We start from the raw sequence: 19,651 nt of genomic DNA on the forward strand, positions 1-19,651 counted from the left end.
GCTCAAGCGATCGGGTTGCTGATGCTCTCGATCTCTCGTTTGACCGCCATTGGCTCATCAATGTTCTTGAAGGTCACATCGCTGATGCCGCGGCCGGTGAGCTTGACTGTGCCATAACCGAACATGCGGCCCCAGACACTCTGCTCGATCTCCACGGTTTCGATCGAGGTCAGTTTCATTTCCTCTGTCTGCCGGCTGATGATGCCCTTCTTGAGAATAACCCGCTTGTTAGTCACGCCCTGCTCAATCGAGCGCAGGCGAAAGTACTCGTAGATCGCGACCAACCAGGTAATACCCAAGGTCGGAATGCCCAGCACAATCCAGCAGTACATGGGCACTTTGGCGAACCAGTGCAGTTGAAAGACCTTGTGGACTACTTCACCGGTGGACAGCGATTCTTCGATATAAGACATGATTCACTCATTAAGGATGATGGCGCGAAGAGACAGACTTCTATCTTTCGCGTGTTAACGGAACTCTAACCAAAAGCATGGTGTGACGACAGCGGTGTCATCTGTTTTTCTCTGGCGCTTTAGCCGAGCTGATGCGTCGGCAGCATTGTTTCTGATGGGATACGCAGTGTTTCCGTAATGCCTATTAACTTAGCTTGCTAAATAAATGCACGAAGTTAGACTATTAATTAGCAAGCTAACTAGTTTTTCCGCCAGGCATACCCGGAGATATTGATGACCACGCCCGCTGCCCCCGATCTGTTCCTGTATCAGACCCTCAAACCGTCCATGGGTTCTGCCTTGGGGCGTGTACATCGCCTATGGCGTAACGCAATCAACCAGGCGGTGGGCGATTTGGGAATGACCGAGGCGCGCTGGGCGGTGATGATGCACCTGGATAAAGTAGGTGAGGGCTGTACGCAACAGGCGCTGGCGACCGAGCTGGCAATAGAGATGCCTTCACTGACACGCACACTGAATCAGCTGCAGCAGCAAAAGCTGATTGAGCGACGTAGCCACGCCACTGATCGGCGAGTGCATTGTTTGTGGTTTACCGCACAGGGACGTCAGCGGGTGCAGACGTTGGAAGAGCACATTGCAAAGGTCCGTGAGGAAATCTATCACGGACTATCGCACCAGCAGCTTGACGCTTTTGCCAGCGTGTTACTGAGCATGGAAGGTAATGTGCGGACCCTGCTCGATAAACATACGGAGGAGGGCGCATGACACCCGATCAGGTTTTTGCGCGCTGGGTGCGCGCTGCGCTCATCGTCTTTGCGGTGGTCTTTATTTACTTTCTTGCCGCTGATTTGTGGATGCCCCTGACCCCGCAGTCGCGGGTCATGCATCCCGTTATTCGCGTTGCACCGCAGGTCAGCGGCCAGATCGTCGAGGTGCGGGTCACGGATAATCAGCACGTTCGCGCCGGTGATCTGCTATTCAGCATCGATTCACGTCCCTATGAGCTGGCGGTCAATCAGGCTAGGTTGGCGCTGGAGGCGGCCGAGCGTGATAACTCTGGATACGACGCATCCCTGGCTGCAGCGGAAGGCGAGGTTCGTTCGGCGCAGGTTCAGGTCAATGAGTTGTCGCGTGAACACAAGCGTCTGGCAACATTGTTGAGCAGCGGCAATGTCGCGCAGCAGCTATATGATCAGACCCAGGCCAAGTATCACGCGGCGCAGTCGAGTCTTGCCAGTGCCAAGGCGCGCGCAGAGCAATTGCGCGTGCAACGCGGCATGACTGATGATGACAATCTGCGTTTGCGCCAGGCGCGCAACGACCTGGAACGCGCCGAGCTGAATCTGAGTTATACCGAGGTACGTGCCGAAGAAAACGGCGTGGTCTCCAACTTGCAGATCAAGCCAGGCACCTATGCGGCAGTAGGTAATTCGCTAGCCGCACTGGTCAGTGATGAGGCTGATGTCATCGCCGACTTCCGTGAAAAATCCCTGGTTCACATGGATGAGGGTGAAGACGCAGCGATTGTATTTGATGCCTTGCCCGGCAAGGTGTTTGCGGCTCAGGTAACGGCGGTCGATGCAGGTACCTCACAGGGCCAGCTCTTGCCTGATGGCAGCCTTGCGGCGCCCGAGACCTCTGATCGCTGGGTGCGGGATGCGCAGCGCCAGCGTATTCATTTGATCCTGCAAGACGAGCATGACTTGCTGGCGCAGTTACCCTCAGGTTCACGGGCTACCGTGCAGTTGTACCCCGTTGGTGGCCTGGCCAGATTATTCGGTGGCCTGCAGATCCGTCTGGTCAGCCTCATGCATTACATATACTGAGGCTTGCCATGCGACCCATACTACTGACCAGCAAGCGACAGCTCGAACCCAACGATGTACGCCAGTGCCTGCGTATCGCGTTTGGCGGAGTGCTGGGTTTTATTATTTGCAAACTGGCTGGCTGGAACTATGGCGCTTTTTTTGTGGTGCAGCCCATTCTCTTGTTGGGCATGGTTCCGACACTGAATTCCCACGTCATGCGTCAGTTTGTGGGCAATATGCTGGTGGTCAGCTTTTCGGTATTGATCATTCAGGGCATGTTTGGTGATAAGCCAGTGCCTATGACGATCATGGTGATGGCCATGTTTGCGCTGCTGTTTCGTGAGATGAGTCGCGGGCCTAACTTTCTGTTTGGTGCCATGTCGATAGTCAACATGTCCATGCAGCTGCACTTTGCCAGTTACCCGACTGCAGATATCGGCGACATCGTGGCTTCCAATATCGTTTCGGTACTGACAACGCTGTTCATTGCCATGCTGATGCACGTACTGTTTGCCGACGTTGAGCCGCGTCAGCCACGCCAGATGCCAAGCAAACCGCTGACCAACCAGCGTCATGAGGTGATACTCGCAACGACAGTGGCAACATTGTCGTTTGTCGTATTTCAGGTTTTTAACCTGCAGAGCGGCTTGTCTGCTCAGGTTGCCAGTATTCTGGTGCTCTTTCCGTTGAACTGGAGAGGAGCTGGTCCGGCAGGCTGGAACCGCGCACTTGGCACGCTGGTTGGTTGCAACGTGGGGCTGGTTGTACAGCTTGTACTGATGGATCACTTTGATGTGCTGCCATTTATCGCCGCAGGGCTATGGATCTGCCTCATGCTGTTTGCCCGGATACATCTTCTGGAAGGTGGCTCTGGTGCCGGTTTCGCCGCGCTAACCACCATGGCCATCCTGTTTGGCCAGTACCTGTCGCCACGCCAGGACCTCTTCTATAGCGATCTTTATCGCTTCTTCTCGTTATCTATCGCGGTGACGTTGTCACTGACTGCGGTCTACCTTATGCATCTGCTGCTCAACCGCTTTGCTGCTACTCGTTTTCAGATCTAGAGCTAACAGGGCGTTAGGTGAGCAGGTTGTTCGCTTTGTGTATAAGTTGTGTATAGATTGTTTGCGCGTATGGCGTTAAGTTATGCAGGCAGCGGCTGCCAAGCGTAATGGTCAGTCGCCTGCCGTTGTGTATAGTTTGCTTTGTACAATTATTTTGCTGCTTTTATTAGCGGAACTGAACGCAGTGAATGGCTAAGAAATGAACAGGTTTAAAATGCTGAACTTAACGCTGTCAGGGCTACGCTGATGCTGCGTATGCACTCTCTGGGAGACAATTACCGCGTATTGGTGATTGGCGGTAGCGGTGCGCTCGGACAGGCGTTTTGTGCTGCTCTGCGGAGCGATTCGGCCTGTGCGCAGGTAACCGAGTTAGGCCGAAACACGACGCCGCGGCTTGATCTGGAAGACCCGGTCAGTATTGCTGAATCAGCCGACACTTTGGCGCAGCAGGGCCCGTTTCAGTTAATCCTGCTGGCCACCGGTATTTTGCATGGTCCAGCGGTGCAGCCGGAGAAGTCGTTGGCTGCGATAGAGGCGGAGGCTCTGCGGCGCGTTTTCCAGATCAATACCTTGGGCCCGGCGCTGGTGTTGCGGCATTTTTTGCCCTTGTTGTCTGCTGACGGTGCCATGGCTGTGTTATCGGCCAAGGTCGGCAGTATCGGCGATAATCGATTGGGTGGGTGGTATGCCTATCGTTCGTCGAAAGCGGCGCTGAATATGCTGATCAAGACGGCAGCTATCGAGCTGAGGCGTCAGTGGCCCAAGGCGCGCCTGCTCAGTCTGCATCCGGGAACCGTGGTTTCCCCCTTATCGCAACCCTTTCGCGGTGCTGCCAATGCTCGGCCAGCGGCTCAGGCCGCGGCCGAGCTGCTGGCGGTGGTTGATGAAAGCACTGCGCACGACAGTGGTGGTTTCCTTTCCTACAACGGCGATCGACTGCCTTGGTGATGAAAGGCGCTACACAGGAGGTCTTTATGACCCTGCAGGACATGATAAAGCTGGCTACCGAAGGCAAGATTTGTGAGCTGGAGTTGTTGTCACTGGAAGGTGGCTTTTATATTTTGCGTGCGCAGCTACAGGAGACATGCTGCACCTTGCTGGATAACAAGGGGCAAACCATGCAGCTGCGCTCGACTACGCATCTGCGAGATCTGTTGAGTGACCTTCCGGCATCCGCGCCGCCACTGTCTTGCGTGTTGGTGCAGCACGTTGTACATGATGAAATGTGTGGTGCCCGTGAAGGCCCCATTGAGCCGCTACGTATGCCCTTTTCGCTGACCTCTACCTGGTGATTTGTGCTATTAACTGCTTGAACCCGTATCAAGGCTCTTGATGCCCTGCTCCCCATTTATGTTCTAAGCTGAAATGGTCAGCTTAAACATCTCGCCTGCTACCGTTTTCTTTGGCTCTTTATAGCGAAGCGTTACTAAAGAGAGGTGTTCAACTGTCGATATCATCAGTTAGAGACGCGTCACGCCGCTCCCGCAAGCGCGGTTTAGCTTAAACCTTTGAGGTTATTTGGTATGAATATCAAGCAGAAGCTGACCTGGGCCTTTGCGGCTATCGCCTGTATTCCTATTTTGCTGGTTGCCGCGCTTGTTATCTACAACCTGCGTGCTCAGGCAGAAACGGATTTTTTGCATGGCAGCGCCAGAGAGATCCGCCAGATTGATAATGCGATGGGCATGTTTTTCAAAGGCATTAGTGAAAATGTCGAGTATATAGCGAGCCTCCCGGAAGTGGTTGCTGCGCCTATCCTGAAAAACTACTCATCGGCGGATGCGCCGAGTGAACCTCTGCCGCAGAGTAACCAGGCATTGGAGAGTATCTTCGATCGCTTTGCCAAGGCGCATCCTACCACCGCTTATCTTTCTTATGGGCGAGTCGATGGCGGTTATGCCATTTGGCCGAGTGATCCTGGCCTCAAGAGCTATGACCCCAGAGTGCGGCCCTGGTACAAGACTGCCATGGGCAATCCGGGTGTTACCCAGCGCACCTCTGCCTATTATTGGGCACCCGATGATGCAGTACTGATTGGTACGGTGCGGACGGTCGAAGACGCGCGCGGAAATCTGGCGGGGGTGGTTGGGCTTGATGTTTCGCTCAAGCAGCTCACCGATCTGGTAAAGCAGATCAAGATTGGTGAGACTGGTTATCTCATGCTGGTCGAAGATAGCGGCAATGTCTTGGTCGATCCGAGTAACGCAGAGCATAACTTCAAGTCGCTCACTGATCTTGGCGGTGACTTTGCCAAAATGGTGGGCAGTAACGGGTTGCTTGAAGTCGAGCTGAACGGCACACGCTACATGGCCAATATCATGCCATCGCCAGAGTTGGGCTGGCGGTTTATTGGTTTGATCGAGCGTAGCGAGGTGATGGCCGAAGCAAATTCACTGGCTTGGCAGATTGGCACTATCGTGCTGATACTGGCCGTTGTATTCGCCGTCGTAGGTGCGGTGTTTGCCAAGTTGATCGTAGACCCCATCCGCAGTGTCGCCAACGGCCTCGAGGATATCGCCCAAGGCGAAGGTGATTTGACCCATAGCCTCAATGTACAGGGTAAGGACGAAACGGCGACGCTAGCGCGCTGGTTTAATCAGTTTCTCGGCACTATTCGCAACTTGGTGCAGAGCATTATTGATGCATCGGTAGCGCTGCAGAAGACCTCCAAGGATTCGACTCGTGTGGCACAAGACATGACGGATGTGGCTGAGCGACAGCGTGGAGCGGTGGAAATGGTATCGACTGCCTTTAATGAAATGGTCGCTACAGCGAACGAAGTGGCCAGGTCGTGCAGTGAAGCCGCCACTTCTGCTGATGATGGGCAGCGTCAAGTGCACACCGGGCAGACGCAAATTGTTGATGCCACTGACAGCGTATCTCGGCTGAGCGGTAATCTTCAGCAATCCGCTACTGCGCTCCAGGCGTTAGAGAAAGACAGCCAGAATATCTACGCCATTCTGAGTACCATCAGCTCGATTGCCGAGCAGACAAATCTGCTTGCGCTTAATGCGGCCATCGAGGCAGCCCGTGCTGGTGATCAGGGACGCGGCTTTGCTGTTGTCGCCGACGAAGTGCGGGCGCTAGCTAAGCGCACTGCTGAATCAACCGGCGAGATCGATAGCTTGCTGGGTGCTCTAGCGCGACGCACTCAGGAGGTTTCCAAGCAGATGCAAAGCAGTCTTGATATGTCCCAGTCCAGCGTCGAGCGTATTAGTCTGGCCAGCGAAAGCTTTGAGAAAATTCGTAGTTCCGTGGACCATATTCGAGATCAAAACACTCAGATAGCTGCTGCTGCCGAGGAGCAGCATTCGGTCGCGGAGGATATCAATCGGCATATCGTGCAGATTCAGAGCGACGCTTTGCTGGTAGAAACGCTGGCGCAGTCCGCTCACGGTGATTCGCAGGAGCTGGCTCAGCTCTCCGAGCAACTACATGGGCTGGTGAGTCGCTTTAAGGCCTGACTTAGCTGGGGTAGCGCTCTTGCAGGAGGCGTGCCTTGTTGGAGGTTGCCTCATGGTCTGGAACAGCGAGGCTATTAGCCTTCGTGTTCAGGTACTGACGCCGGCGCGGTGCTGATTGCGCTGGCGATGTTTCGCGCCAGGATGCGCACTCCACGGCGTGGAGGGCTCTGTACTCTCTGCCTTGGTACGTCGAGCGTTATCTTGAGCAAAGGCTATACTGAATAGTGGCACTTTAGCCAGATCCTTTGCATTCACCGTTCAGCCTATCAGGCAGAATACTTGAAATATTCAACCGTTATTTCAACGCTGGCCTTTCTGCTCCTAAGTACGTCTCTTAGGGCAGAGCAATATCAGATCGTGACCGAAGAATGGGCTCCTTATAATTATGAGGAGAACAATCAAATTACCGGTATGACGACTGAAATAGTGCGCGCCATCATGGCCGTTACCGGTGATAACTTCGACCTGGTGCTCCTACCGAGCATGCGAGGCAGTCGCACCTTGAGCGTGCGACCCAAAACGATCTTTTATTCGATGTTTCGCACGCAGGAGCGTGAAGCCCTCTACAAGTGGGTCGGCCCCATAGTGGAAGAGTCTATTTACCCCTATCAGCTTGCCTTTGCTCAAGAGCCGGTCAATACCTTGCAGCAGTTACTTAGCGCTCCGCGGATCACGACGCGTCATGCTGGCCTGATGCCGGATTTATTGCGGTCGCTGGGATTCACCAATCTCGATACAAGCGCTACACACAATCGTCAGCTTTACCGGATGCTGCTGGCTGGGCGCACCGGGATTATTGTCGGCGATACAGCTGCAGGGGTGGCTCACTACAGCCGCAAATTGAGTATAGCGCCTGGCACATTGCGGCAGATACCTATCGAAATCTATCGCTCATCGCTTTATATCGCCTTTAGCCTGGACTCTGAGGGTGAGGTGGTCGCCGCATGGGCTAGCGCTTTGGAGCAATTGCGTCAGTCGGGTGAGGTGGAACGCATAAAGCGTCGTTATGAGATGGTGTCATCACCAGCACCTTAAGCGACTCCCTATCAGTCTGCGGCCCTGGAGAGGGTTAGCGCCGATTTAGCTGCTGCCATTCTTCCAAAGCGAGTAATACGGCGAGCAATAGCAACAAGTCAGGTGTTCTGGTTACTCTTGCAAGCGTGGTATCTGACGCTTATGCAGAAGGTAGTCGGAGTGCTCCACTATGGGGTTGTTGAATCCATTGCTCATCTGGCAGGTTGCCATTCGGCTGTTGTCTGTTTAGTGAGCTTGGGCAGCAGAGATTTTCGGCGAACACCTGTGTGTTTGGGTATCATGTGTCGACTTAATAGGGTAGTTAGGGGCCTTTACATGTTCCGGTTTTTGCGTCCGGTATTGTTTGTCTGTGGCATTCTCGTTTTGATCATGTCGGGGCTTATGGCTTGTGTCGCCCTGTTTGCATGGGTTCGCCAGGATCCTGAAATGGAGGTCTTTCTGATCTCCTGTGGTATTACGCTGGCCTTTGGATTGATGCTGGTCCTTGGTTGTCGCGCTAGTGGGTTTCATCTGATCTCGCGGCAGCTGTATCTGCTGACCAGTCTCAGTTGGGTAATGATGTCTTTGGTCGGCGCGCTACCTCTGTTCTTCAGCCACTTTCAGCTTAGCGCGGTAGACGCGGTATTCGAGGCTGTCTCAGGTATTACCACTACAGGCTCTACTGTCCTCAGTGGCATCGAAAATCTCTCTCCCAGTCTGCTACTGTGGCGCTCGCTGCTGCAATGGTTGGGTGGTCTGGGGGTCATTGGCATGGCGGTATCCATCCTGCCGTTTTTGCGTATTGGTGGCATGCGCTTGTTCCATACCGAGTCGTCTGACTGGTCGGATAAGTCAATTCCGCGAATTCAGTCGTTGGCCCGTCTGCTTGTACTCACCTATCTGACGCTGACGGTCGCCTGCATTACCAGTTATTGGTTGGTTGGCATGACGTTTTTCGATGCCGTGAACCACGCCATGGCGACGGTTTCTACCGGCGGGTTTGCAACGGATGACCGCTCGATGGGCCGCTTTGATGCGCCGATACTCTGGGTCTCTATTTTGTTCATGATCCTTAGCGCTTTGCCGTTTACGCTCCTGATTGGCTTTGCTCGTCGGCCATCGTTAGCATTGCTTAATAATCAGCAGGTGCTGGGCTTTTTCGGCATTATTGTCGCGGTGACCTTGCTGCTGACCGTTGATTTGATCAACCTTAACCTGTTTACCCCCTATGAGGCCGTCACCAAGGCGGCCTTCAATCTGGTTTCGGTGATCACCACCACCGGCTTTGCCGCTGACGACTACACCCAGTGGGGAACCTTCGGTATTGCGCTGTTCTTTGTCGTGACCTTCATCGGCGGGTGCTCCGGCTCGACCAGCGGCGGTATGAAGGTATTTCGCTTCCAGCTCAGTTACCTGTTCCTGCGTACACAAATTCGTAAATTGGTGCACCCTAACGGTATCTTTGTCACTCAGTACAACGGCAAACCGGTGCAAGACGACATCATACTGTCGGCTATCGCTTTTTCTTTTCTATTTTTCCTGACGCTGGCGATAGTTACCTTGCTACTGGCGATGATGGGGTTGGATTTGCTGACGAGTCTGACGGCAGCAGCGACCGCGCTGACCAACGTGGGGCCAGGGCTGGGTGAGATTATTGGGCCTGCCGGCAACTTTGCCAGCTTGCCTGACGCTGCCAAATGGTTGCTGTCACTGGCGATGTTGATGGGACGCTTGGAACTGTTGACCTTGATGGTACTCTTTACCCCCATGTTCTGGCGCGGCTGAGGACTTTCAGACGCGCAGTAAAATGGTCGGAGATAGTTGATGCGAATCATAGTACTGGGCGCGGGGCAGGTTGGCCGCAGCCTGGTAGAAAATCTGGTCGGTGAGGCCAAAGACATCACTGTGGTGGACATCGATAAACAGCGCCTGCAGCTCCTGCAAGAGCGCTTCCCATCCATCAAGGTAATTTGTGCCCCCGGCTCGCACCCGGTAACGCTGTCACGAGCGGGTGCCGAGGATGCCGATATGCTGGTCGCGGTGACCAATAGCGATGAGATCAATATGATCGCCTGTCAGGTCGCGCAATCGCTATTCAATGTGCCGCGCAAAATCGCCCGTGTGCGAGAGCCCGGCTATATGGAGCAGGGGCAGGCGCTATTCGCCAAGGCGTCGGTACCGGTTGATGTGTTGATCAATCCGGAGGCGCTGGTTACCCGTAACCTGAAGAAGCTGATTCGTTACCCCGGCGCACTGCAGGTCATCAACTTTGCTGACGGCCGTGCGCAGCTAGTTGCGGTACGCGCGCTCAAAGGGGGCGCGCTGATTGGTCATGAGATTTCCTCGCTGCGAGATTTATTGCCCTCTGTCGAAATTCGTGTGGCTGCGATCTTTCGCCGTGATCGCTCGGTAACTCCGCAGGGCGATACGGTGATCGAGGAGGGTGATGAGCTCTTTTTCGTAGCTGCCAAGTCGGATATTCGTGCGGTACTAACCGAGCTGCGGCGGCGCGAAAAGCCTTACAAGCGCATCATGATTGCCGGTGGCGGCAGTGTTGGTGCGCGTCTGGCGCAATCGCTTGAAAGTGCTTATCGGGTTAAATTGATTGAGCATGACTTGCCGCGCTGCCAATGGTTGTCGCAACAGCTGCTGCACACAACGGTGCTGCATGGCAGCGCCTCGGATCGCGAACTGCTGATCGAGGAAAGTATTGAGAGTATCGATGTTTTCCTGGCGGTGACCAATGATGACGAGGCTAATATCATGGCGTCCATGCTGGCCAAACGTATGGGTGCGCGTACCGTTATCACCTTGATCAGCAATCCGGCCTACGCCGAATTGGTGCAGGGTGGTGATATTGATATCGCGATTTCGCCGCAACAAGCGACCATAGGCGCGTTGCTGACGCATGTGCGTAAAGGCGACGTCGTCGCTGTGCATTCGCTGCGGCGCGGCGCTGCCGAGGCTATGGAGGCAGTGGCTCATGGTGATGCGCAGAGCTCCCAGGTCGTGGGGCGGCGTCTGGACGAGTTGGCTCTGCCTTCAGGAACGGTAGTGGGCGCAGTGGTGCGTGGTGAGAATGTGATTATCGCGCACGACAGCACGGTCATTGAGGATGGCGATCACATCATTGTGTTTGTCCCGGATCAGCGGGATGTTCCGGCGGTGGAGCGTCTATTCCAGGTTGGACTAACCTTTTTGCTGTAGTGCAGAGAAGTAAACAGGCCCTCAACAAGAAGGGCCGACTTTTCCCGTGAGTATGTATTGAAGTGTTAATTCTGAGGAGAAATCGATATGTCGAGTGAAGGCTACCATGAACCCGTCGCGGAGCTGAGCGACGAAACCCGTGACATGCATCGTGCCGTGGTGTCGTTGATGGAGGAGTTGGAGGCGGTCGATTGGTACAACCAGCGGGTTGACGCCTGCAAGGATGAAGAGCTGAAAGCGGTTCTGGTCCACAACCGTGATGAAGAGAAGGAGCACGCGGCAATGACGATCGAGTGGATTCGACGCCGTGATCCTGTTTTCGATGAGCAACTGCGCGAATATTTGTTTACCGAAAAGAAACTCGGCAAGCACTGAGGTTTTGTTGCGCTCTTTTGCCACTGCCCCGGGCTTCGGTGCAGTGGCGCTCAGGCCTCGTCTCAGCTTTCCGGTAGCGCCTGCAATTCGACCATCAGGTCGTCAGCAAGATTTTCCAGCGCGTCACGCAGAGCATCCAGGTCGGTTTGTGGATACACGCCAAGTTGCGCCTGCGCCTTGAACAGCAGGTCTGCGCTCATCGGTGCAGGTGAGCATTCTGTTTCCAGTGACTCCACATTGACGCCGTGGCTGGCCAGTACCTGAGAAACCTCATGTACGATGCCTGGGCGATCATTGCCCACCAGGTTAAGCAGTAGCGTCTGCTGCTCTGGTTCAGCGGCGAGACCGCTGATAGCTACCTGCACATTAATACCAAGATGCGTCAGGTTGTCGAGTTCAATGCGCAGTGCCTCAACCTGATCGCTGGCAATATCCACACGCAGAATACCGGCGAATTGTCCCGCCATGCGCGCCATGCGGCTCTCCAGCCAGTTACCGCCCTGGTTGCTGATGACGTTGGCCAGACTTTCTACCAAGCCTGGCTTGTCGGCTGACATTACGGTGATCACGAGCGGGGTGGTCATGCGTTATCTCCTGTGAGTCTGCAGATAGCAGCTGCTGAAGTTGTTTGCTCAAGCGTGAAGATAGCAACCTTAACTGGTGGTTGTCAGTTCCTGGCAAACGGCTTCCAGATTTTCAAAATCGTACTCGGATAGGCCAACATATTCGAGGATGGCGCCGCCAACCGCATTCCACTCATGGTCAATTTGTTGATTACCCAGCACCCGGTAGGCTTTACAGATGTGCTCGGCCATTTTCAGAATCGCCAGCAGGTTTTTCTGTACGGCATCAACGTTGTCTGGTGTGAGAAACAGCTGTTGAGCATTGTGGTGGCTGGCGATAGCCTCACAGAGGTGTTTGGGCAGTAACCAGGATTTTGCTGTGTAGTAACCAATGACGGCGTGGTTGGTATTCATTCGCTGGTTTTCCACATCGACTATGCGGGTCTGGTCCTGTGCGTAGGACTCTTCCATCACTTCGATGTAGTAGGGAAAACGACTGAGCATTAAGGGAATGCCACAGTTGTGAAACAGACCCAAGGCGTAGGCCTCATCGGGCTCAACGCAGCCGATGCGTTTGGCGAGTGTCATGCAGGTCATGGCGATGTCCTGCGCGCTGTCCCAAAATCGGTTCAGGTTGACGATATTCTCATCCGTCAGTTCGCCACGAATTGACTGCGCATTGACGATGTTGATGACGCGGCTGACACCCAGCAGGTTCACTGCCTGCTGGATGGAGGTAATTCGGTTGGCTAGGCCAAAGAACGGTGAATTAACAATTTTCAGCAGGCTACCCGAGAGCCCTGGGTCCTGGCTTATCAGCCGTGCGATGGATTTAAGATCAGGGTCTGGCATGACCTGTTCCATTTGCAGGTCAACCATGATTTGCGGCTGCGGCGGCACACTGATGCCCTGCAGGGCTCTGGCTATTTGCTCATCCGTAAGGTCCGGGGTCATGGTTTTCTGATCCATTACTGTCTCGATTGTCTGACTGCTGAGTTTAGCCGGAGACTAGTGCGCTTGGCACCCTGTATAATTGTATGCTGCTATATTTTTCAGCTGAATCCTACCCGGAGTACCCCATGACACTGCCAAGCCTGCGTCTCAAACATAATTCCGAAAGACGCATTCGCGGAGGCCATCTGTGGGTCTTCAGTAATGAAGTCGATACCGCTCAGACCCCCTTGACCGAGTTGCAATTGGGCCAGGAAGTGCAGCTTGAGACATCGACGGGCAAGCCGCTGGGTCTCGCCTGCGTTAGTCCCAACAACCTGATCTGCGCGCGTTTGCACAGCCGCGATACCAGCCATTTGCTGGACAAATCATTGCTGGTACATCGTTTCAAGATTGCGTTGAGCCTGCGCGAACGTCTGTTCGGCAAGCCTTTCTATCGTCTCGTTTACGGTGAATCTGATCTGTTGCCGGGACTGGTGATAGATCGCTTTGGTGACTACTTTGTCGTACAGATTGGCACGCCCGGGATGGAGCGTGTGCGCGATGACATCGTTGCGGCTCTGGTTCAGGTATTTAAACCGCAGGCGGTGCTATTCAAGAATGACAGCGGGGCGCGCAAGCTGGAAGGGCTGCCTTCCTATGTTGAAGACGCCTTTGGCACCATGCCCGAGTTGGTAGCTTTGGAAGAGAATGGCGTCGCTTTTCAGGCACCGGTCCGTGATGGACAGAAAACCGGCTGGTTCTATGACCACCGCAACAATCGTGCACGCCTTGCGCCTTATGTAGAGGGCAAGCGCGTCCTGGATCTGTATAGCTATATTGGTGGCTGGGGCGTGCAGGCCGCGGCTTTTGGCGCGACCGAGGTTATGTGTGTGGATAGTTCCGCGCCGGCGCTCGATCGGGTAGAAGCCAATGCCGAGCTTAATGGCGTAGCGGAAAAAATGGTCGTGGTCGAGGGCGACGTGATGACGGCCCTTAAAGAGTTGAAGAACGCGGGTGAGCGTTTTGATGTGGTGATTGCTGATCCGCCAGCCTTTATCAAGAAGCGCAAGGATATTCGTAACGGCGAAGCGGCGTACCGTCGTCTGAACGAACAGGCCATGCGCTTGCTTAACAAAGACGGCATTCTGGTCTCGGCGTCCTGCTCGATGCATCTGGAAGAAGATAAGCTGAAAGAAGCGCTCCTGGGTGCCAGTCGACACCTGGATCGCAATCTGGTGATTACCGAGCGCGGCTATCAAGGCGCGGATCATCCGGTGCATCCGGCGATTCCAGAAACCGCTTATATCAAGGCACTTTTCTGCCGTGTCACGCCGGTCTGATCAGCAGCGAGCTGCGAGCTGCAAGCGGCAAGCTAGAAGCTGGAAGCGGTCCGAGTGGTGTGATGGGAGCTTTGTCTCGGGCCGCTGGCTGTTTTACTTGAGGCCCAACCCATAGGCCAACCTGGGCTGCTTGTAGCTTGTAGCTTGAAGCTTGGGGCTTGAAGCTTGCGGCTGTGGTGTCAGCGGAGACTGACGACGGGCCAACCCTGCGCTTCGGCATGTGCCTTCAGTGTCTCGTCCGGATCAACCGCGACCGGGTGCTCGACCATGCTTAGCAGTGGCAGGTCGTTGTGCGAGTCGCTGTAGAAGTAGCTGCCGTTCAGTGTTCGATTGTTTTCCAGCAGCCAGCGTTGCAGTCGAGTTACCTTGCCTTCGCGGAAGCAGGGCACGTCGGTGGTGCGGCCGGTGAAACCTTTGTCATCGCGTTCACACTCGGTCGCCAGCAGGATATCAATCCCGAGTTTGCGTGCGATAGGCGCAGTGATAAACCGGTTGGTTGCGGTGATGATCATCAGGGTATCGCCTGCGGCACTGTGCTTTTCGATCAAGGCCAGGGCTTTGGGCAGTATAATGGGCGTAATCTTCTCGGCCATAAACGCTTCGTGCCAGGCATTCAGCTGGGCCGTCTCATGCTCGCCAAGTAGCTGCAGGCAGAAATTCAGATAAACCTGAATATCCAGCTTGCCGGCCAGATAGTCATTAAAGAACCTGTCGTTTTGGGCCTGATAGGCCTCGGGATCGACAATCTGATGGGCAACAATGAATTCGCCCCAGGCGTGATCGCTATCGCCGCCGAGCAGAGTGTTATCGAGATCAAAAATGGCAAGGCTCAAAAGAGGCTCCTGGAAAGTCGGATATGGTTAAAAACAGCTGTTAGGATAATGCACTGAAGGGAGAAATGCGCTCCCGAGCTGCGCTGGCAGTATTGCCTGTTTCTATAATTGCCGCTTCAGCTGTCTTTGTGGAACAATGCAGACGATATAAAAAGAAGGATACTGGCTGTGATTGACCTCGATGGTTTTAGACCCAATGTTGGCATCATCCTGACTAATGAGTTGGGACAGGTGCTTTGGGCCAGACGTATCGGGCAGGATTCCTGGCAGTTTCCACAGGGGGGCATTCAGCGTAACGAAAGCCCCGAGCAGGCACTGTATCGCGAACTTCACGAGGAGGTTGGCCTGTTGCCGGAAGATGTCGAAATTCTTGCCTGTACGCGTGGCTGGTTGCGTTATCGCTTGCCACAGCGCTTGATCCGTAATCACTCGCAGCCGGTCTGCGTTGGTCAGAAGCAGAAGTGGTTTCTGTTGCGCCTTAAGGCTGAAGAACGGCAGGTATGTATGACCAAGACCGCAAAACCTGAATTCGATGGCTGGCGCTGGGTCAGTTATTGGTATCCTCTGGGACAGGTAGTTCCATTCAAGCGTGATGTTTACCGGCGTGCCATGAAAGAGCTGGCGCCGCGTCTACTCACCAGTCTTCCAGGTTGTTGAATATGCTCAACACGTTGCGCCGAATTGTCCAAGAGGTGAACTCTGCCAGGGATCTGGCAGCGGCTCTGGACATTATCGTGCAGCGTGTACGCGAGGCGATGGGCACCGAGGTCTGCTCGGTGTACTTGCTGAATCCCGATATTGGCCGCTACGTGCTGATGGCTACCGAGGGTTTGAACAAGGACGCCGTGCGCACGGTTACGCTCGCTACCAACGAGGGTTTGATTGGCTACGTTGGCACCCGTGAAGAGCCCGTTAACCTTGAAGATGCTGCCTCCCACCCGCGTTTCCGCTACTTTGCCGAAACAGGCGAAGAGCGTTACGCCTCCTTTCTGGGTGTGCCGATCATTCACCACAGGCGGGTGATGGGTGTTCTGGTTATTCAGCAGAAAGAGCGCCGTCAGTTCGACGAAGGCGAAGAAGCCTTTCTGGTGACTATGAGCGCTCAGCTCTCAGGTGTTATTGCCCACGCAGAAGCTACTGGTGCTATTGGCGGCCTTGGCTGGGGCGGTGAGGTCGTTCAGGACACGCGCTTTGACGCGGTTGCTGGTGCTCCCGGCGTCGCCATCGGCCATGCCGTGGTTATCCTGCCGCCAGCCGATTTAAAGGCAGTTCCGGACAAACCGGCGAAAGACATTGAAGCGGAGATCCGCCTGTTCCGTGGCGCGCTGGATAGTGTGCGTGCCGATATGCAGGCGCTATCTGCCAAGCTCTCAAGTCAGCTACGTCCGGAAGAACTCGCGTTGTTCGACGTGTACATGATGATGCTCGACGACGCGGCTCTGGGTAATGAGGTGAGCAAGGCTATTCGCGCTGGCCAGTGGGCGCAGGGTGCGCTGCGTGAGGTGGTGAGTGCGCACGTGGGTCGTTTCGAGCTAATGGATGACCCCTATTTGCGCGAGCGTGCGGCAGACGTCAAGGATCTCGGGCGTCGTATTCTGGCCTACCTTCAGGCGGTTGGTCAGCAGGAGCTAGTGTTTCCTGAGCATACGATTCTGGTGAGTGAAGAGCTGTCACCGGTGATGCTCGGCCAGGTACCCAAGGAAAAGCTGGTCGGTTTGGTCTCGGTGCTGGGCTCCGGTAGCTCTCACGTCGCTATTTTGGCCCGGGCCATGGGGATACCCACAGTGATGGGTGCGGTTGATCTGCCCTACACCCGGGTAGACGGTATGGAGTTGATCGTCGACGGTAACCGTGGCGAGGTATACACCAATCCGTCGCCGGAACTGAGGCGTCAGTATCTTGAGCTGGTGCGCGAAGAGCGTGAGCTGGTACAGGGGCTGGAGAAGCTGCGTGATGTGCCCTGTGTCACCCTGGACGGCCACCGTATGCCTTTGTTGGTCAATACTGGCCTGTTGGCCGACGTTGCCCGTTCGCTGGATCGCGGTGCCGAGGGGGTAGGGCTCTATCGCACTGAAGTGCCCTTCATGATTCAGGATCGCTTTCCCAGCGAGAAAGAACAGCAGGCAACTTATCGTGAGCAGCTTGAGGCATTCCACCCACTGCCAGTGACCATGCGTTCCCTGGATATTGGCGGTGACAAGGCGTTAACCTATTTTCCGATCAAGGAAGACAACCCCTTCCTCGGGTGGCGAGGGATTCGAGTTACTCTCGATCACCCGGAAATTTTCCTGGTTCAGACCCGTGCCATGCTCAAGGCCAGCGAGGGGCTAAATAACCTGCGCATCATGTTGCCGATGATCAGCAGTGTGTTTGAGGTTGAAGAAGCTCTGCATCTTATTCATCGTGCCTATGGTGAGGTGCTGGACGAGGGCGTTGATGTGCCGATGCCGCCGATTGGCGTCATGATTGAAGTGCCGGCAGCGGTCTATCAGGCACGTGAAATGATTCAGATGGTCGACTTTCTCTCCGTTGGCACCAACGACCTAACGCAGTATTTGCTGGCGGTGGATCGCAACAATCCGAGGGTGGCCGATCTCTATCACTCGTTGCACCCAGCGGTATTACAGGCGCTGATCAAGGTTGCTACCGCTTGCCGTGAAGCGGGCAAGCCGATGAGTGTCTGCGGTGAGATGGCCGGCGACCCCGCAGCAGCTGTACTTTTGATGGCCATGGGCTGTGATGTGCTATCGATGAATGCGACCAATCTGCCCAAAGTTAAATGGTTGCTCAGGCAGATCAAGCTGAGCGACGCTAAGGCGCTGCTGGATGAGGTTATCGAGCTGGATAACCCGCATTTAGTGCTCAGTACCCTGCACCTGGCACTGCGCCGCATGGGGCTTGGCAAAGTGCTCAGTCAGGCTCGTTGAGTTTGCGCTGGCAGTAGCCAGCGGTTCTCTCCTTCCTTCTGGCCCAGTGGGCCGAAGCGCTGTTCTATCAACTCCACGTCATGATTGGCATGCAGGCGCAGCAAGCTGCTGGCGCGGGTACCATAGTCCTGGTTGCCAATAATAAAGCAGGCTGAGAGCATGCGTTCCAGATCAGAATTCACGCCGGTCTGCGGCAGCAGTTCATCAGCATAAATATGCTCATCATGCAGCAGGTGCAGAAGCTGTTCGGGTGCTGCCTGCGGCATGGCTGTGAGCTGCTCGCGCAATTGCGTCAGCTTTGGCCATGGGGTGTTTAGCGCGGCGTTGGAGAGCCCATAGACGCCTGGCAGCAGCTCACGTGGTTGGCCCTCCTGGCTGTTTAAATACCATAGCCTATGCCGATCCCCCACCAGTAGGTTGAAGCCGGCAAAGTCAGCGGACTTCTCGCTTAATTGGCTAAGGTAGTCTGCCGCAGTGTCGGTTCCTGCCAGGTAGTCGAGCACCAACTTCCCTCGTGACAGAGGACCACGTATGGCACCGGGGGAACGAATATTGGTTAGTGCTGCAAAGCGCCCGCTACGCGTGACACCGAGCCAGGTTCCACCAGCCTCCAAGTCTTTGCCGGCCAGCAGCTCGGGCATGCCTTCCTCCTGCCATGGCTGTGCCGGGCGGGTAGGTCTGTGGTGAAATTCATCGCGATTGCCGATCAGGGTCAGCGGATAGTCAGCGGCCACCTGCCAGGCCAGGGCGAGCAAACACATGCGGTTCTCCTATTTGAATCTGATTAGTCTACCCGTTGTCGCCATTAGGTGGGTGGGACATTAGTTGTTGGCTATGCGTGGTTATGGTGGCGACGTGTTTTCCGCTAAACTAGCGCACTCGACGGATGCCGGCAGCGCATCCGAATCGGTTTTGGCTGGGGGCTCTGTGGAATTTTTGATCTACCTGATACTGGGCGGCTTCGCTGGTACCCTCGCCGGGCTGTTTGGCGTGGGCGGCGGCATGATCATAGTGCCGGTGCTGGTCTACAGTTTTGCCCTGCAGGGGTTTTCGCCTGAGGTATTGACCCACATGGCTGTGGGTACCTCGCTGGCGACTATTGTCTTTACGTCAATCAACGCCGTACGTGCTCACCATCGCCTCGGCGCCGTGCGCTGGCCACTGTTTGTCTGGATGACCCTGGGCATTGTGGTGGGTAGCGTGTTGGGAGCGCTGACTGCAGCCTATATTTCTGGTCCCGCGTTGCAGAAAATTATTGGTGTGTTCGCCATTCTGGTGGCGGCCCAGATGGCCTTCAAGTTGCAGCCCAAGGCCGCGCTTGATGTGCCGGGCAAGCCGACGCTGACGTTAGCCGGCGGCTTTATTGGTTGGGCCTCGGCTATTTTCGGTATTGGCGGCGGTTCGTTGACCGTGCCCTTTCTGGTCTGGCGCAGTGTGCCGATGCAGCAGGCGGTAGCCACCTCATCTGCGTGCGGCATGCCTATCGCGCTGGCGGGTGCAGCAAGCTTTGTCTGGACTGGCTGGTCTGCTGCGCCCTTGCCGGAGTGGAGTATTGGGTATATTTACCTGCCGGCGATGATTGGCATCGCGGCAACCAGTATGCTGTTTGCAGGCTTTGGTGCGCGCTTGGCGCATCGCCTGTCACAGACGTTGTTGAAACGATTATTCGCACTCCTGCTGTTGTGTGTGGGTATCAATTTCCTTGTCTAG

The 19,651-nt window shown here is 55.1% G+C and carries 18 protein-coding genes and 2 pseudogenes; 15 read left to right on the top strand and 5 right to left on the bottom strand.

Going from position 1 to position 19,651, the window contains the following annotated elements:
- Positions 1 to 2 precede the first annotated feature (2 nt).
- A complete protein-coding gene (locus EF096_RS04315) occupies positions 3 to 413 on the bottom strand; it encodes a PH domain-containing protein (protein ID WP_123888387.1) in 411 nt (136 codons plus the stop codon).
- A gap of 273 nt (positions 414 to 686) precedes the next feature.
- Between EF096_RS04315 and EF096_RS04320 the strand changes: the two genes are divergently transcribed.
- From EF096_RS04320 to EF096_RS04365, 11 genes and pseudogenes are all read left to right on the top strand, one after another.
- Positions 687 to 1,178, top strand: coding sequence for a MarR family transcriptional regulator (locus EF096_RS04320; RefSeq protein WP_123888388.1), 492 nt, complete (start codon positions 687 to 689; stop codon positions 1,176 to 1,178).
- Positions 1,175 to 2,239, top strand: a complete 1,065-nt coding sequence (locus EF096_RS04325) for an HlyD family secretion protein (protein ID WP_123888389.1) — start codon at positions 1,175 to 1,177, stop codon at positions 2,237 to 2,239. The genes EF096_RS04320 and EF096_RS04325 overlap by 4 nt, the downstream gene beginning before the upstream one ends.
- Positions 2,240 to 2,247: 8 nt before the next feature.
- Positions 2,248 to 3,285: a DUF2955 domain-containing protein gene (locus tag EF096_RS04330; RefSeq protein ID WP_123888390.1), complete on the top strand. Its 1,038-nt coding sequence runs from the start codon at positions 2,248 to 2,250 to the stop codon at positions 3,283 to 3,285.
- A gap of 246 nt (positions 3,286 to 3,531) precedes the next feature.
- Positions 3,532 to 4,233 (top strand): SDR family NAD(P)-dependent oxidoreductase, encoded by a 702-nt coding sequence (locus EF096_RS04335; protein WP_123888391.1) that lies wholly within the window; start codon positions 3,532 to 3,534, stop codon positions 4,231 to 4,233.
- Positions 4,234 to 4,259: 26 nt separating this feature from the next.
- On the top strand, positions 4,260 to 4,577 hold the full coding sequence (locus EF096_RS04340; RefSeq protein WP_123888392.1) for a DUF6482 family protein: 318 nt from the start codon (positions 4,260 to 4,262) through the stop codon (positions 4,575 to 4,577).
- A 231-nt stretch (positions 4,578 to 4,808) separates the two neighbouring features.
- Positions 4,809 to 5,891 (top strand): annotated as a pseudogene (locus EF096_RS20860) (HAMP domain-containing protein); the annotation flags it as partial.
- Positions 5,892 to 6,218: 327 nt separating this feature from the next.
- Positions 6,219 to 6,749 (top strand): annotated as a pseudogene (locus EF096_RS20865) (methyl-accepting chemotaxis protein); the annotation flags it as partial.
- 279 nt (positions 6,750 to 7,028) lie between these two features.
- Positions 7,029 to 7,784 (top strand): substrate-binding periplasmic protein, encoded by a 756-nt coding sequence (locus tag EF096_RS04350; RefSeq protein ID WP_123888394.1) that lies wholly within the window; start codon positions 7,029 to 7,031, stop codon positions 7,782 to 7,784.
- Positions 7,785 to 8,099: 315 nt separating this feature from the next.
- The gene (locus EF096_RS04355) at positions 8,100 to 9,548 is read left to right on the top strand and encodes a TrkH family potassium uptake protein (RefSeq protein WP_123888395.1); all 1,449 of its coding nucleotides are present in this window, start codon (positions 8,100 to 8,102) and stop codon (positions 9,546 to 9,548) included.
- A 39-nt stretch (positions 9,549 to 9,587) separates the two neighbouring features.
- A complete protein-coding gene (trkA, locus tag EF096_RS04360) occupies positions 9,588 to 10,970 on the top strand; it encodes a Trk system potassium transporter TrkA (RefSeq protein WP_123888396.1) in 1,383 nt (460 codons plus the stop codon).
- Between the two features lie 87 nt (positions 10,971 to 11,057).
- Entirely contained in the window at positions 11,058 to 11,345 is a 288-nt protein-coding gene (locus EF096_RS04365; RefSeq protein ID WP_123888397.1) for an encapsulin-associated ferritin-like protein, read from the top strand.
- 62 nt (positions 11,346 to 11,407) lie between these two features.
- Here the strand turns inward: EF096_RS04365 and EF096_RS04370 are convergent, their stop codons facing one another.
- A complete protein-coding gene (locus tag EF096_RS04370) occupies positions 11,408 to 11,929 on the bottom strand; it encodes a glycine cleavage system protein R (RefSeq protein ID WP_123888398.1) in 522 nt (173 codons plus the stop codon).
- Between the two features lie 69 nt (positions 11,930 to 11,998).
- On the bottom strand, positions 11,999 to 12,862 hold the full coding sequence (locus EF096_RS04375; protein ID WP_123888514.1) for an HDOD domain-containing protein: 864 nt from the start codon (positions 12,860 to 12,862) through the stop codon (positions 11,999 to 12,001).
- 125 nt (positions 12,863 to 12,987) lie between these two features.
- Here EF096_RS04375 and EF096_RS04380 point away from each other — a divergent pair, with 125 nt between their 5' ends.
- On the top strand, positions 12,988 to 14,181 hold the full coding sequence (locus EF096_RS04380; protein ID WP_123888399.1) for a class I SAM-dependent rRNA methyltransferase: 1,194 nt from the start codon (positions 12,988 to 12,990) through the stop codon (positions 14,179 to 14,181).
- A 179-nt stretch (positions 14,182 to 14,360) separates the two neighbouring features.
- Here the strand turns inward: EF096_RS04380 and EF096_RS04385 are convergent, their stop codons facing one another.
- Positions 14,361 to 15,014 carry a histidinol-phosphatase gene (locus EF096_RS04385; protein ID WP_123888400.1) on the bottom strand — a complete coding sequence of 218 codons (654 nt, stop codon included), beginning with the start codon at positions 15,012 to 15,014 and terminating at the stop codon, positions 14,361 to 14,363.
- Between the two features lie 168 nt (positions 15,015 to 15,182).
- Here EF096_RS04385 and rppH point away from each other — a divergent pair, with 168 nt between their 5' ends.
- Both rppH and ptsP read left to right on the top strand, forming a co-directional pair.
- Positions 15,183 to 15,671 carry an RNA pyrophosphohydrolase gene (gene rppH, locus EF096_RS04390; protein WP_123888401.1) on the top strand — a complete coding sequence of 163 codons (489 nt, stop codon included), beginning with the start codon at positions 15,183 to 15,185 and terminating at the stop codon, positions 15,669 to 15,671.
- A 2-nt stretch (positions 15,672 to 15,673) separates the two neighbouring features.
- Complete coding sequence (ptsP, locus tag EF096_RS04395) at positions 15,674 to 17,941, top strand: phosphoenolpyruvate--protein phosphotransferase (RefSeq protein ID WP_123888402.1); 2,268 nt, start codon at positions 15,674 to 15,676, stop codon at positions 17,939 to 17,941.
- On the opposite strand, the gene EF096_RS04400 is transcribed toward ptsP, so the two are convergent.
- Positions 17,929 to 18,702 (bottom strand): NRDE family protein, encoded by a 774-nt coding sequence (locus tag EF096_RS04400; RefSeq protein WP_123888403.1) that lies wholly within the window; start codon positions 18,700 to 18,702, stop codon positions 17,929 to 17,931. The two genes, ptsP and EF096_RS04400, sit on opposite strands and share 13 nt — an antisense overlap.
- A 166-nt stretch (positions 18,703 to 18,868) precedes the next feature.
- Here EF096_RS04400 and EF096_RS04405 point away from each other — a divergent pair, with 166 nt between their 5' ends.
- Positions 18,869 to 19,651 (top strand): sulfite exporter TauE/SafE family protein, encoded by a 783-nt coding sequence (locus EF096_RS04405; RefSeq protein ID WP_123888404.1) that lies wholly within the window; start codon positions 18,869 to 18,871, stop codon positions 19,649 to 19,651.

It is taken from the genome of Pseudomonas neustonica (assembly GCF_003797945.1).
GTDB classification, from domain to species: domain Bacteria; phylum Pseudomonadota; class Gammaproteobacteria; order Pseudomonadales; family Pseudomonadaceae; genus Halopseudomonas; species Halopseudomonas neustonica.

What these genes read in the sequence shown, in the direction of transcription:
- EF096_RS04315 (WP_123888387.1), bottom strand. Translation starts at nt 413, where the DNA reads ATGTCTTATATCGAAGAATCGCTGTCCACCGGTGAAGTAGTCCACAAG.
- EF096_RS04400 (WP_123888403.1), bottom strand. Translation starts at nt 18,702, where the DNA reads ATGTGTTTGCTCGCCCTGGCCTGGCAGGTGGCCGCTGACTATCCGCTG.
- EF096_RS04370 (WP_123888398.1), bottom strand. Translation starts at nt 11,929, where the DNA reads ATGACCACCCCGCTCGTGATCACCGTAATGTCAGCCGACAAGCCAGGC.
- ptsP (WP_123888402.1), top strand. Translation starts at nt 15,674, where the DNA reads ATGCTCAACACGTTGCGCCGAATTGTCCAAGAGGTGAACTCTGCCAGG.
- EF096_RS04335 (WP_123888391.1), top strand. Translation starts at nt 3,532, where the DNA reads ATGCTGCGTATGCACTCTCTGGGAGACAATTACCGCGTATTGGTGATT.
- EF096_RS04365 (WP_123888397.1), top strand. Translation starts at nt 11,058, where the DNA reads ATGTCGAGTGAAGGCTACCATGAACCCGTCGCGGAGCTGAGCGACGAA.
- EF096_RS04330 (WP_123888390.1), top strand. Translation starts at nt 2,248, where the DNA reads ATGCGACCCATACTACTGACCAGCAAGCGACAGCTCGAACCCAACGAT.
- EF096_RS04340 (WP_123888392.1), top strand. Translation starts at nt 4,260, where the DNA reads ATGACCCTGCAGGACATGATAAAGCTGGCTACCGAAGGCAAGATTTGT.
- EF096_RS04375 (WP_123888514.1), bottom strand. Translation starts at nt 12,862, where the DNA reads ATGACCCCGGACCTTACGGATGAGCAAATAGCCAGAGCCCTGCAGGGC.
- trkA (WP_123888396.1), top strand. Translation starts at nt 9,588, where the DNA reads ATGCGAATCATAGTACTGGGCGCGGGGCAGGTTGGCCGCAGCCTGGTA.
- EF096_RS04320 (WP_123888388.1), top strand. Translation starts at nt 687, where the DNA reads ATGACCACGCCCGCTGCCCCCGATCTGTTCCTGTATCAGACCCTCAAA.
- EF096_RS04355 (WP_123888395.1), top strand. Translation starts at nt 8,100, where the DNA reads ATGTTCCGGTTTTTGCGTCCGGTATTGTTTGTCTGTGGCATTCTCGTT.
- EF096_RS04325 (WP_123888389.1), top strand. Translation starts at nt 1,175, where the DNA reads ATGACACCCGATCAGGTTTTTGCGCGCTGGGTGCGCGCTGCGCTCATC.
- EF096_RS04380 (WP_123888399.1), top strand. Translation starts at nt 12,988, where the DNA reads ATGACACTGCCAAGCCTGCGTCTCAAACATAATTCCGAAAGACGCATT.